A 13,213-nucleotide genomic window follows, 5' to 3' on the forward strand; every position below is an offset into this window, starting at 1 on the left:
AGCGATAAGGCACCGCACCCAGGATCGTTGGTGGCGGGTTTTGGTGGCGGGCTGCACTTCGTCGGTTAGTTGCAAATCAATGAAATAGACGCGGCCCCGCGGCGGTGCCGGATGCGCCGTCTTGATCTTACGAGATGGACGACCGGATACTCGGCCAGATGATCGCCTGCGCCACGATGACGGATTCGCCATTGAAGGTCGTGCTCGGCGATCCGTACAGCAGATAACCCTGCTCGATCGCGGCGCTGACACGGCGGCAGAATGTGGCGTCGTCGGGGCCGGTCAGGACACGGTAGGTGGGCAGGCCTTCGGGCGGGTGGTCGGACATGTGGACTCCAGTGCGGTGCGACGACGAATGGTGACGGGGAGCCAGTATATTGTCGAATCGTTCACCCTGCTCGGCGCCTTTGTTTCCGGTTGCCGCATACGCTTGACGCGCTTGTCGGTTAGTTGCAAGATAGGGAAAACCAACCGGTAGCCCACCATGAGCCAGCCCCCTTCCCTCGCCAACTGGGATGCCCGTCCCCTCGAAGCGTTCGCTGCCTTCGTCGTGACGCCGGACTTCGTGCTCACGTCCAGCCGCCAGCGCGACGTCCCGCTGCCCGTCTCGCAGGAATCCGCGACGGTCTACAAATTTATGTTCGGCAAGTTCGCGACGTGGATGCTCGAGCGCGGCCTCCGGATGTCGACCGTGAACACGGCCGACCTTGGCCGCTTCATCGCGCTGTCGAAGGACGGCCACCGCGACCTCAACAGCAAGATCGCCTACCGCTACCTGCGCCTGCTGGAACGCTGCTTCGACTATCTGGGCCGCACGCCGAACCCGGCCCGGCAGGCGATCGCCGCGACCGACCGCGCCCACTTGGCCGAAGACGCGCCGATGATCGCGCTGGGCCAGGACGATTTGCAGCGCTTCCTGGCCGCCCTCCCGCCGGGCCGCGGCGACGACACGGAAGGGCATGCGGGCTGGAAGCGCCGCCGCGACCGCGCGATGCAGATCGTGATGGCGCTCGCCGGCCTGCGCGTGGCGGAAGCCATCGGCCTCCTCGTCGACGAAGTGGGACGCCAGCCCGACATCGAAGGCGCCATCGAGCTGAACATCACGCCCGAGGCGAAGCACCGCACGAGCTACGAGCACACGGCCACGTTGCCGCGCGCGGGCGTCGCCGAGCTCACCGCGTGGCTGGAGGAACGGGCCGAGCTCAAGATCCCCGGCGACCTCGTCTTCCCCGCCAACCTGGCCGGCGAGCCGCTGCACAAGGCGACTGTCTACCGGCAGACGCGGGCGACGTTCGAGCGGGCCGGCATCGGCGTCGCGCGCGCGGGCGGGCGCACGTTGCGCAACAGCTTCGCCGTCCAGCAGCTGGAACAGGGCGTGTCGCGCAGCGAACTGACGACGGCGCTGGGCCTGGCGCTGGAACGGTCGACCGAAGCGTACCGCTACGCGCGGCGCCACGAGGCGCCGGATGACGATGCCGCCGAGGGCACGGACGCCTCAGCTGCGCAGGGCAATCGGGACGAGCCGGACGACGGCGCCGACCACGCCGCACCACGCCCCCGCTGACCTGCCACGCATCGCCGCAACATCCCACCCACTGTAAGCCGCACGTAAGTTTCGAGCAAGCATGCCGTAAGCTTCCCGGCGCACAGTCGGCGGGTGGCCCGCGCCATCGGGCTGCCCACACAATAATCAGACAGGAGACCACAATGGCAGTGACACCCGGCATGGCTGCGGGCGGCAAATCCATGCCGAAAGGCGTTGGACTGACGAAGGACGAGCGCAAAGTCATCTTCGCGTCCTCGCTCGGCACCGTTTTCGAATGGTACGACTTTTACCTGTACGGTTCGCTGGCGACGGTGATCGCCAAGCAATTCTTCATCGGCGACCCGACCACCTCGTTCATCTTCGCCCTGCTGGCCTTCGCGGCCGGCTTCATCGTGCGCCCGTTCGGCGCGCTCGTGTTCGGGCGCCTGGGCGACATGATCGGTCGTAAGTACACGTTCCTCGTGACGATCCTGATCATGGGCGGCTCCACGTTCATCGTCGGCCTGCTGCCGGGCTATGCATCGATCGGCATCGCCGCGCCCATCGTGCTCGTCACCTTGCGCATCCTGCAGGGCCTCGCGCTGGGCGGCGAATACGGCGGCGCCGCCACGTACGTCGCGGAACATGCGCCGCAGGGCCGCCGCGGCTACTTCACATCGTGGATCCAGACGACGGCCACGCTCGGCCTGTTCCTGTCGCTGCTCGTCATCACGGGCGTGCGCGCGGGCATGGACACAGCTGCCTTCGATGCCTGGGGCTGGCGCATTCCGTTTCTCGTGTCCGTACTGCTGCTCGCGGTGTCCGTGTGGATCCGCATGTCGATGAACGAATCGCCCGCGTTCGCCCGGATGAAGGCGGAAGGCCGCACATCGAAGGCGCCGCTGAGCGAAGCATTCCTGACGTGGAATAACGGCAAGATCGCGCTGCTCGCACTGCTGGGCGTCGTGATGGGCCAGGCCGTCGTCTGGTACACCGGACAGTTCTACGCGCTGTTCTTCCTGACCAAGACACTCAAGATCGACGACGCCACCGCGAACGTCCTCATCGCCATCGCGCTCGCCCTCGCCACGCCGTTCTTCATCGTGTTCGGCTCCCTGTCCGACCGCATCGGCCGCAAGACCATCATCCTGGTGGGCTGCCTGATCGCCGCGTTGACCTACATCCCCGTGTTCAAGGGCCTCACGCACTACGGCAACCCGGCGCTGGAGGCGGCGCTGGACAACTCGCCTGTCGTCGTCGTGGCCGATCCGGCGTCGTGCCACTTCCAGTTCAACGCGACGGGCACGAAGAAATTCCCGTCGTCGTGCGACATCGCGACGGCGCAACTGACGGCCGCCTCCGTCAGCTATACGCGCCAGGATGCGGCCAGCGGCACCATTGCCAGCGTCAAGGTCGGCGACAAGGTCTACCCGTCGTTCAACGCCACCATGACGCCGGACGGCTTGAACTTCGACCTGGCCAGCCGCGACCGCGAGACGGCGCTGAAGAAGGACCTGGGCGCGGCCCTGAAGGCCGCCGGCTATCCGCCGAAGGCCGATCCCACGCAGCTGAACAAGCCGATGCTCGTGCTGCTGCTGTTCGTGCTCGTGCTGTACGTGACGATGGTCTACGGCCCCATCGCGGCGATGCTGGTCGAGATGTTCCCCACGCGGATCCGCTACACGTCGATGTCGCTGCCCTACCATATCGGCAACGGCTGGTTCGGCGGCCTGCTGCCGACGACGGCGTTCGCCCTCGTCGCCGCCAACGGCAACATCTACTACGGCCTGTGGTATCCGATCGTGGTCGCCCTGGCCACAGTCGTCATCGGCATGCTCTTCGTGCGCGAGACGAAGGACACCGATATCTACGCGGGCGACTGACCTTTCCCGCTTCCCCGGAAGCCGCCGGCATCGGCGGCTTTTTTTTCGTTCGCATCACGATAATCACGACCACGTGGACACGCTTGGCATCCCGTCGAGATAGCGCTACCATCGACTCGTTCCGATAACGATAACGATGGAGACCCCATGCTCAAGCTTCCGCACCTCGCCGCCACCGTCACGCTCACCCTCGCCACCCACGCGGCGCTTGCGGCCGACCCGCCGCCGAATCCGCCGCCCGCCACATCGCAGTTCACGGAACTCGCCGCGCAGGACCAGGTGCACCGGATGGGCCGCGGCGTGAACATCATCGGCTACGACCCGTTCTGGCGCGACGGCCCCCAGGGCAATTACAAGGACGAGCACTTCGCGAAGATCAAGGCGGCAGGCTTCTCGACCGTGCGCGCCGTGCTGTTCGCGTTCCGCGCGCTGGATGCACAAAACCGGCTCGATCCGCGCTGGCTGAACCGCCTCGACTGGGTCGTCGCCACCGCGGGCAAGCACGGCCTCAACGTGATCATCGACGAACACGATTTCGACGAGTGCTCGAAAGACGTCCCCGCCTGCATGCCGAAGCTGAAAGCCGTCTGGGCCCAGCTCGCGGAGCGCTACCGCAACGAGTCGAACACCGTGATCTTCGAACTGCTGAACGAACCGCACGGCCAGTTCGATGCTGCGACGTGGAACGCCAGCTTCCCGCAGGTGCTGGCCGTGATGCGCAAGACGAATCCCACGCGCAACGTGATCGTCGGGGGCGTGCAGTGGAACAGCCGCACGACGTTGAAGGACTTGAAGCTGCCCGCCGACGACCATCACCTCATCGCCACGTTCCACTACTACGACCCGTTCCCGTTCACGCACCAGGGCGCGTCGTGGGCAGACGAACCGATTCGCTCGACGACGGGCGTCCACTTCGGCACCGCGGCCGAGCGCGCGCAGATCGACACGGATTTCGCCGCCGTGAAGGCATGGAGCGACGCGAGCGGCCGCCCCGTCTTCCTCGGCGAATTCGGGGCCTACGACAAAGGGGCAATGGACGAGCGGGCACTGTGGACGGCCACCGTCGCCCGGACGGCGGAAAAATACGGCTTCGCGTGGGCGTACTGGCAGTTCTCCAGCGACTTCCTGCTGTACGACTTCAAGCGCGACGATTTCGTGCAGCCGATCCTGAAGGCGCTGGTGCCGGCAAAGTAAGCCGGCAGTCCGGCCGCGCGACAAACAGGGGCCTGCGTCCAGGCGCATGCCGCCGGGACGCCCCGCTCACGCGGCCGGCGGCAACTCGGCCACGTGCGGCCGGCCCCACGTCCGCATCCGGTTCGCCGCCCATGCCGTCAGGATCGCCCCGGCCAGCAGCACGAGGCGCGTATCGACGAGCGTCAGCACGGCGCCCGCCGCGGCCATCAGGATGTTCGCGAGGCAGAACGTCGTCGACAACAGGCCCATGACGGCGCCCTGCCCGTGGCCGGCGCCGAAGCGGTCCGCGGCCCAGGCCTGGACGACGGCATTGTAGAACGCATGCGGCAGCCCGAACGCCATGATGCCGACGAGCCCCACCCACAGATGCCCCACGCCCAGCGAGCCGATCGCGAGCGCGACGCACGCGGCGAGCCACGCGGCGCGGCGCATCGGTTCCGTGCGACTGGCACGGCCGGCGAACAGCGCGGAACACGTCATCAAGCCGCACATGCCGACGTTGACGAGGGCGATCGCGCGGGTGTCGTAATGCCCCACCTCGACGAGCCACAGCGGATAGAACTCGTAGAACGCCGTGACGCCGCACGTGTACGCGAGCTGCACGCCGAACAGCGCGCGCAGGCCGTCGTGACGCAGCAGGTTGAACGCGTGGCGCTCGCGCGCGACGCTCCACCAGGACGGCCCGGCCGCGCGCGGCGCACGTTCCAGCGCCACGCCGACGAGGATGGCGCCGAGCAGCAGCGCCCCGGCCGCGATATAGAACGGCACGGTGATGCCCCACGCGATGGTAAACCCGGCCAGCAAGGGCCCGAACAGCCACCCCAGGTGCAGCGCACCGTTGAGCCACGACAGCGCGTGGTTGCGCAGCGGGCCTTGCAGGCGGTCGGCCAGCATCGCGCGCACGATCGCGCTATGGCCTTCCAGCAGGCCCGTGCCTAAGCGCGCGGCGAGGAACAGCGGATACGAGCGGCTGGCCAGCGCCCACGCCGTGAGCACGTGGCCGACGGCGGCACCGGCCGCCGTCACGAGCAGCAGCGGCCGGCGCCCGTAGCGGTCGGACAGTGAGCCGAGGACCGCGGTGCCCAGCAGCAGGCCGACGGGGTTCACCATCAGCGCGATCGCGAACAGCAGTTTCGGCGGCAGGCCGAGAAAGTGCGTGAGGCTGTCCGGCGCACCGTTCACGAACAGCGGCGGCAGGATCGGGTAAGGCAGCGACGCACCCGTCGTGGACAACAGTCCGAGGAGGCAGGCGGTCGCGATCAGGAGGGCGTTCTTCATGTGGTCTCGGTCGTCGCGAGGACCTAGCCTAGCACGACGGCCGCCACGTCGGCATCAGGGACTTTCCAGCCGCGCGGCGGCCAGCGACAGCCGCGCCAATTCCTCGGCGAGCGCCGGCGCTGCGATGGCGCCGCCGCGCATCCACGCCGCGAGCGCCGCCAGCTGGCCCTCCGCGCACGCGAGCGCACGCACGTCCGCGCGCGGCGCGGGCACGCCCCGTGCGCGCAGGCCTGGCGCGCTGCGCGCCGCGAGCATGCGCGCGATGCGTGAGCGCAGGGGTTGTTCCAGCATGATGCGCACGGCGCCGGCCCGTTCGCGCACGTGCTCGATCAAGCGCAGCAGCGCGGCCACGTCGGGCGGATCGGCGGCCAGCACGCCGAGCGGATAGGCGAGCGACGCTTCGAGCAAGTCGTCCTTGGCGCGAAAATGTTCATACAACGTGGAACGCCCGAGGTCCGCCCGCTCGGCCACCGCCGTCATCGCGACCGCTTCGTAGCCCTGCTCCATCAGCAATTCGATGAACGCCGCCACGGCCGCCTTGCGCGTCCGCTGCCGGCGCCTGTCCAGTACCGCCTCCACCATCCCGCCTCCCGTTCCGGACAGTGCGCGCCGGATGTCCGCTAGCGGATGCCGCACCGCGGCCGTCCGCCAACGGCGCGACCGCGCCTGGTCCAATGTCGTTTTATCAGAAAGGATCACGATAACATGAGCCACCCCGCAGCCGACCCGTCGCCGACCGCATCGCTCCGCGCCATTCCGCCCGCCGCCTGGGCCTTCGTCGTCGCCAGCGTCACGATGGTCGCCCTGCTCGCGCATCATCCCGTCATCGGCCACGCCACGAGCTACGCGGACAAGATGGCCGCGCTGGCACGCCTCGGCACGAGTGCGGCGCTCGTGCACGGCGCGCTGTTCGGCGTCGTGGCCGTGCTGCTGTACGGTGTCACCACCCTGGCGCTGGCGCTCGATGCGCGCCGGCCGGCCGTGGCGTTCGGATTGATCTGCCACGCCCTCGGCTGCGGCGCCGTGGGCGGCGCCATGCTGCTGGACGGCTTCATCACGGCCCCGCTGGCGCAGGCCGCGCTGGACCACGGCTGGCCGGCCGATGCCACCACCGTCGCGTTCAACCTCGTCGCGATCTCCATCCAGATGCTGACGAAAGCGGGTCTCGTCGGGATGGGCGTGGGCATGTGCTGCCTGTCGTGGTCGCGCGGGCAAGCGACACGGGTGCTCGCGGCGCTCGCGCTGCCGGCAGGGCTGGGCACCGCGTTCGCGGCGGCGAGCGGCCTCCGCATGCACACGCATTCGCTGGTGCTTCTGACGGGCCTGCAGGCGCTGTGGTACGCAGGCGCCGCGCTCACGTTGTGGCGCATGCGCGGCGCCGGCCCGGGCGTCAGCCGTTGAAGGTCTTGCCTTCCTGCGCCAGGCGCACGAGCAGCGGCGCCGGCGTCCACGCCTCACCGTGGTAGCCGCGCGCATACTTCTCGACGGCGGCGAGTACGGTGGGCAGACCGACGGTGTCGGCATGGAACATCGGGCCGCCACGGAACAGCGGGAAGCCGTAGCCGGACAAATACACCATGTCGATGTCCGATGCGCGCAGCGCGATGCCCTCTTCCAGGATCTTCGCGCCCTCGTTCACCAGCGCATAGACGAGGCGCTCGACGATCTCCTCGTCGCCGATCGCGCGGCGCGCGATGCCGAGGTCCTGCGAATGCTTGACGATCATCTCGTCGACCCATGCAGACGGTCGCGGCGTGCGGTCGCCGGCCTCGTAGTCGTACCAGCCGGCGCCCGTCTTCTGGCCGAAGCGGCCCGCCTCGCACAGCAGGTCGGCCGTCTTCGAATATTTGACGTCGGGCGACTCGACGGCGCGGCGCTTGCGGATGTACCAGCCCACGTCGTTACCGGCAAGGTCGCCCATGCGGAACGGGCCCATGGCGAAGCCGAAGCGCTCGATCGCGGCATCGACCTGCTGCGGCAGCGCGCCCTCGTCCAGCAGGAAGCCGGCCTGGCGGATGTATTGCTCGACCATGCGGTTGCCGATAAAGCCGTCGCAGACGCCGGACACGACGCCGGTCTTCTTGATCTTCTTCGCGAGCGCCAGCGCGGTCGCCAGCACGTCCTTGCCCGTTTGGGCGCCGCGCACGATCTCCAGCAGCTTCATGACGTTGGCGGGGCTGAAGAAATGCAGGCCGATCACGTCCTGCGGGCGCGCCGTGAACGACGCGATGCGGTTCAGGTCCAGCGTCGACGTGTTGGACGCGAGGATGGCGCCCGGCTTCATCGTGGCGTCCAGCCGGCGGAACACGGTCTCCTTGACACCCATGTCCTCGAACACGGCCTCGATGACGATGTCGGCCTGGGCGATGTCGGCGTAATCCAGCGTGCCGCCGATCTGCGTGATGCGCTGCTCCGCCTTTTCCGGCGCCAGCTTGCCCTTCTTGACCGTGTTTTCGTAATTCTTGCGGATCGTGGCAAGGCCCTTGTCCAGCGCGACCTGCGTGGTCTCCACGATCGTCACGGGAAAGCCTGCATTCGCGAGCGCCATCGCGATGCCGCCGCCCATCGTGCCGGCGCCGATGACGGCCGCGCTGCGGATGTCGCGCACGGGCGTGTCGGCCGGGACGTCAGGCACCTTGCTGGCCGCACGCTCGGCGAAGAACGCATGGCGCAACGCCTTCGACGCCGTCGTCTGCGTGAGGTGGATGAACCGCTCGCGCTCGAATTTCAAGCCGTCCTCGAACGGTTTTTCGACCGAAGCCGCCACCGTCTCCACGCATTCGACGGGCGCCGGGAACGGCCCGGCCTCGACCTTCACGCGCGCGCGCGCGGCGGCGAGGAACGCGGCGGCGTCCGGGTGTTCGACCTGGCCCTCGCGCACCTTCGGCAGCGGCCGCACGTCGGCGACGCGGCGCGCGAACGCGACGGCGCCGGCCACGAGGTCGGACCCGGCCGGCAGCAATTCGTCGAACAGTTTTGTTCCCGTGAGTTTTTCGGACAGGACGGGCGTCCCGGTCACGATCATGTTCATCGCGGCCTCCAGCCCGAGCACGCGCGGCAAGCGCTGGGTGCCACCGGCGCCCGGCAACAGCCCGAGCTTGACTTCGGGCAGCGCGATCTGCGCGCCGGGCAGCGCGATGCGGTAGTTCGAGCCCAGCGCCAGCTCCAGGCCGCCGCCCATGCACACGGTGTGGATCGCGGCGACGGTCGGCTTCGTGGAGTCCTCGACCGTGCGGATCAGGGTGTGCAATGTCGGTTCCGTGAGCGCCTTCGGCGAATTGAATTCGCGGATGTCGGCACCGCCCGAGAACGCCTTGCCGGCGCCCGTGATGACGATGGCCTTGACGGCCGGGTCGAGCGCGGCGCGCTGCAAACCTTCCACGGCCGCGGTGCGCGTCGCCAGGCCGAGGCCATTGACGGGCGGGTTGTTCAGCGTGATGACGGCGACGTCGTCGATAACCTGGTAGTCGGCGCTCATGGGTCTCCTTCGATTCGTGTGATTGGCGGTGGCGACAATATAACCGCTAAACGAACGGTCGTGTTATTTTTGATCCGCGCCCGGCAGGCGATGGTCGCGGAACTGCTCGCGCAAGCGGTTCTTGAGGATCTTTCCCGTCGCGCCCATCGGCAAGGCGTCCACGAAGACGACGTCGTCCGGCATCCAGAACTTCGCGACCTTCCCGTCGAAGAAGCGCAGCATCTCGTCGCGCGTGACGGTCGCCCCAGGCCGCGGCACGACGACCAGCAGCGGGCGCTCGTCCCATTTCGGATGCCGCACGCCGATGCACGCGGCCTGCAGCACGGCCGGATGCGCCATCGCAATGTTCTCGATGTCGATCGACCCGATCCACTCGCCGCCGGACTTGATGACGTCCTTGCTGCGGTCCGTGATCTGCATGAAGCCGTCCGGGTCGATCGTCGCCACGTCGCCGGTCGGGAACCAGCCGTCCCGCAGCACGTCGCCGCCCTCGTCGCGGAAGTAGTGCGCGACGATCCATGGCCCCTTCACGAGCAGGTTGCCGAACGTGCGACCGTCCCACGGCAGCTCGCAGCCAGCGTCGTCGACGATCTTCATGTCCACGCCGAAGATGGCGTGGCCTTGCTTCTGCAGGATCGCGCGCTGGCCCGCGACGGGCAGGTCAAGGTGCTTCACGAGCAGGCCGCCCGTCGTGCCGAGCGGCGACATCTCCGTCATGCCCCAGCCGTGGATCACCTGCACGTGCAGGCGGTCGATCAGCGTGTCCATCAGCGCGGGCGGACACGCGGCGCCACCGACCACCGTGCGGCGGAACGTGGAAAACGCGAGGCCGTTCTGCAGCACGTAGTTCACGAGGCCCAGCCACACGGTGGGCACGCCGGCGGAAAAGGTCACCCGCTCCGCCTCGAACAGCTCGTACAACGATTTGCCGTCCAGCGCGGGGCCCGGCAGCACGAGCTTCGCGCCGGCCAGCAGCGCCGAATACGGCAGGCCCCACGCGTTCACGTGGAACATCGGCACGATGGGAGCGACGACGTCCGCCGCGCCAACGTTCAGCACGTTCGGCATCGCGGACGCGTACGCGTGCAGCACGGTCGAGCGGTGCGAGTACAGCGCGCCTTTCGGATTACCCGTGGTGCCCGATGTGTAGCACAGCGCGGCGGCCGCGTACTCGTCGAATTCGGGCCACACGTAGTCCGCCGATGCCGCGTCGATCAGGTCCTCGTAGCACTGCAAGTTCACGATGGTCGTCTGCGCCGGCATGTGCGCGCGGTCGGTCATCAGGACGAACGCCTTCACGGTCGGGCAATGGGGCGCGATCGCCTCGACGAGCGGCAGGAACGTCAGGTCGAAGAACAGCAGCTGGTCTTCGGCATGATTGACGATGTACGCGATCTGGTCGGGATGCAGCCGGGGATTGATCGTGTGCAGCACGGCGCCAGAGCCGGACACGGCGTAGTACAGCTCCAGGTGCCGGTAGCCGTTCCAGGCCAGCGTGCCGACGCGCTCGCTCGCAGCGACGCCCTGCTCTGCAAGCGCGTTCGCGAGCCGGCGCGCCCGCGCTTCGCAGTCGCGCACGGTGTAGCGGTGCACGTCGCCCTCGACCCGCCGCGACACGATCTCGCTGCCGCCGTAGTGCCGCGCGGCGAACCGGATGATGTTCGAAATGAGGAGGGGCTGGTCCATCATGCCGCCCATGAGCGGCGGCTGTACGTTGGTCATCGTGGTCTCGCGCGGTCGGGGGAACGGCAGAGTTTCGAACGATCGTGCGGATAACGTCAACAGAAATCGATGCTGCGGCGCAGCAGGCGCCGTCAATGAAGATTGCCGGACGGTTACGGAATGTAACGGGGATAGGTCTCACACGCCGCGGACTCATAGAATCCGCGCGTGTACGGTAAAATCCGGCCACGACCAGACATCCAAGCAAAGGAAGCGCCATCACCACCCGCACCGCCGACGACCTGCCGTTCGACAATGGCTTTGCCGAATTGCCGCCCGCGTTCTATACACGCCGGATGCCGACGCCTCTGCCCGCGCCGTACTTCGTCGCAGCCAGCGCACGGGCCGCGCAGCTCGTCGGGCTCGATGCGGCAGACCTCGCGATCGACGACTTCGTCGCGGTCTTCACGGGCAACGAGGTGCCATCACGCGCGCAGCCGCTGGCCGCCGTGTACTCGGGCCACCAGTTCGGCCACTGGGCCGGCCAGCTCGGTGACGGCCGCGCAATTCTGCTGGGCGACATCGCCGGGCCGCAAGGCCGGATGGAGCTGCAGCTGAAAGGCGCCGGCATGACGCCGTATTCGCGCATGGGCGACGGCCGCGCCGTGCTGCGCTCGTCGATCCGCGAATTCCTCTGCTCGGAAGCGATGGCCGCGCTTGGCGTGCCGACGACGCGCGCACTCGTCGTGACGGGTTCGAACAAGGGCGTCATCCGCGAAACGATGGAGACGGCCGCCGTCGTCACCCGCATGGCCCCGAGCTTCGTGCGCTTCGGCTCGTTCGAGCACTGGCGCTACCGCGACAAGCCGGAAGAGCTGCGCATCCTGGCCGACTACGTGATCAAGACGTTTTATCCGGACCTCTCGGGCGCACCGAATCCTTACCTCGCGCTACTGGAAGAAGTCACGCGCCGCACGGGCATCCTGATCGCGCACTGGCAGGCCGTCGGCTTCATGCATGGCGTCATGAACACGGACAATATGTCGATCCTGGGCATCACGCTGGATTATGGTCCGTTCGGCTTCATGGAATCGTTCGACGTCGACCACATCTGCAACCACACGGACCAGGGTGGCCGCTATTCGTACGCGAACCAGGTCCCGGTCGGGCATTGGAACTGCTATGCGCTCGCGAACGCCCTGCTGCCGCTGATCGACGACCAGGAAGCCGCGCAGGCCGCTCTGGACGTCTACATCGACGCGTACGGCACCAAGTTCGACGAACTGCTGCACGCCAAGCTTGGCCTCACGACGACGCACGAGGGCGATCGTGCGCTGGCCGACGCCATGTTCCAGCTCATGCAGGATAACAAGGTCGACTTCACGCTGTTCTTCCGCCGCCTGGGCGACCTCAGGCTGGACGTGGCGGAATCGGAGCGCGAAGCGGCCGACGCGCCGCTGCGCGACCTGTTCCTCGATCGCCCCGCGTTCGACGCGTGGACCGCGCAATACCGCGCGCGGCTGCGCCAGGAAGGCAGCGTCGATGCGGCGCGCCGGGTTGCGATGCACGCAGTCAACCCCAAATACATCCTGCGCAATTACCTGGCCCAGGTCGCGATCGAAAAGGCGCAGAATGGCGATTATTCGGAAGTCGCCAGGCTGCTGTCCGTGCTGGAACGTCCGTTCGACGACCAGCCCGAACACGAGGCCTACGCGGCGCTGCCGCCGGATTGGGCCGCGCACCTCGAAGTGAGCTGCTCCTCCTGACCTATCAACGAGAAGGATCATGACCGACAAAGTGACGAAGAGCGACGCCGAGTGGCGCGCCGAGCTGGACCCGATGGAATACCAGGTGACGCGCCACGCGGCCACCGAACGCGCCTTCACGGGCAAGTACTGGGACCACCACGAGCACGGCATCTATCGCTGCGTGTGCTGCGGCACGGCGCTGTTCGAATCGGACGCCAAGTTCGATTCCGGCTGCGGCTGGCCCAGCTATTTCCGCGCCCTCGATCCGGATAACGTGATCGAAAAGGTCGACCGCAGCCACGGCATGGTGCGCACGGAAATCATCTGCGCCGTCTGCGACGCCCACCTGGGCCATGTGTTCCCGGACGGCCCGCCGCCGACGGGCCTGCGCTATTGCATCAACTCGGCCGCGCTCACGTTCGAGCCGGCCTGAACGACATTGAAC

Annotated in this window: 11 protein-coding genes; 6 read left to right on the forward strand and 5 right to left on the reverse strand. The window is 67.7% G+C overall.

The genetic code is table 11. From position 1 onward, the window contains the following. Positions 1-127 precede the first annotated feature (127 nt). Positions 128-328 (reverse strand): DUF1737 domain-containing protein, encoded by a 201-nt coding sequence (locus tag NX784_RS01605; protein WP_258814941.1) that lies wholly within the window; start codon positions 326-328, stop codon positions 128-130. 156 nt (positions 329-484) lie between these two features. Here NX784_RS01605 and NX784_RS01610 point away from each other — a divergent pair, with 156 nt between their 5' ends. The 3 genes from NX784_RS01610 (at position 485) to NX784_RS01620 (ending at position 4,602) form a co-directional block, all read left to right on the forward strand. Beyond that, complete coding sequence (locus tag NX784_RS01610) at positions 485-1,564, forward strand: tyrosine-type recombinase/integrase (RefSeq protein ID WP_258814943.1); 1,080 nt, start codon at positions 485-487, stop codon at positions 1,562-1,564. 143 nt (positions 1,565-1,707) lie between these two features. Next, the gene (locus NX784_RS01615) at positions 1,708-3,408 is read left to right on the forward strand and encodes an MFS transporter (RefSeq protein ID WP_258814944.1); all 1,701 of its coding nucleotides are present in this window, start codon (positions 1,708-1,710) and stop codon (positions 3,406-3,408) included. Between the two features lie 147 nt (positions 3,409-3,555). Continuing rightward, the gene (locus tag NX784_RS01620; RefSeq protein WP_258814945.1) at positions 3,556-4,602 is read left to right on the forward strand and encodes a glycoside hydrolase family 5 protein; all 1,047 of its coding nucleotides are present in this window, start codon (positions 3,556-3,558) and stop codon (positions 4,600-4,602) included. A 66-nt stretch (positions 4,603-4,668) separates the two neighbouring features. Here the strand turns inward: NX784_RS01620 and NX784_RS01625 are convergent, their stop codons facing one another. After that, positions 4,669-5,880 (reverse strand): MFS transporter, encoded by a 1,212-nt coding sequence (locus tag NX784_RS01625; RefSeq protein WP_258814946.1) that lies wholly within the window; start codon positions 5,878-5,880, stop codon positions 4,669-4,671. 54 nt (positions 5,881-5,934) lie between these two features. Further along, positions 5,935-6,462 (reverse strand): TetR/AcrR family transcriptional regulator, encoded by a 528-nt coding sequence (locus tag NX784_RS01630; protein WP_258814947.1) that lies wholly within the window; start codon positions 6,460-6,462, stop codon positions 5,935-5,937. 123 nt (positions 6,463-6,585) lie between these two features. On the opposite strand from NX784_RS01630, the gene NX784_RS01635 reads away from it, so the two are divergent. Beyond that, positions 6,586-7,281 (forward strand): hypothetical protein, encoded by a 696-nt coding sequence (locus NX784_RS01635; protein ID WP_258814948.1) that lies wholly within the window; start codon positions 6,586-6,588, stop codon positions 7,279-7,281. Here NX784_RS01635 and NX784_RS01640 read toward each other — a convergent pair. Both NX784_RS01640 and NX784_RS01645 read right to left on the reverse strand, forming a co-directional pair. Continuing rightward, positions 7,271-9,358, reverse strand: a complete 2,088-nt coding sequence (locus tag NX784_RS01640) for a 3-hydroxyacyl-CoA dehydrogenase NAD-binding domain-containing protein (RefSeq protein WP_258814949.1) — start codon at positions 9,356-9,358, stop codon at positions 7,271-7,273. The genes NX784_RS01635 and NX784_RS01640 overlap by 11 nt on opposite strands. Positions 9,359-9,421: 63 nt before the next feature. Beyond that, positions 9,422-11,080 carry a 3-(methylthio)propionyl-CoA ligase gene (locus NX784_RS01645; RefSeq protein ID WP_258814951.1) on the reverse strand — a complete coding sequence of 553 codons (1,659 nt, stop codon included), beginning with the start codon at positions 11,078-11,080 and terminating at the stop codon, positions 9,422-9,424. A gap of 218 nt (positions 11,081-11,298) precedes the next feature. Here NX784_RS01645 and NX784_RS01650 point away from each other — a divergent pair, with 218 nt between their 5' ends. Then, positions 11,299-12,786 (forward strand): protein adenylyltransferase SelO, encoded by a 1,488-nt coding sequence (locus NX784_RS01650; RefSeq protein WP_441295338.1) that lies wholly within the window; start codon positions 11,299-11,301, stop codon positions 12,784-12,786. A gap of 19 nt (positions 12,787-12,805) precedes the next feature. Then, positions 12,806-13,201 (forward strand): peptide-methionine (R)-S-oxide reductase MsrB, encoded by a 396-nt coding sequence (msrB, locus tag NX784_RS01655; RefSeq protein ID WP_258814952.1) that lies wholly within the window; start codon positions 12,806-12,808, stop codon positions 13,199-13,201. Positions 13,202-13,213 lie beyond the last annotated feature (12 nt).

This window comes from Massilia pinisoli (assembly GCF_024753285.1).
Classification (GTDB): Bacteria; Pseudomonadota; Gammaproteobacteria; order Burkholderiales; family Burkholderiaceae_D; genus Telluria; species Telluria pinisoli.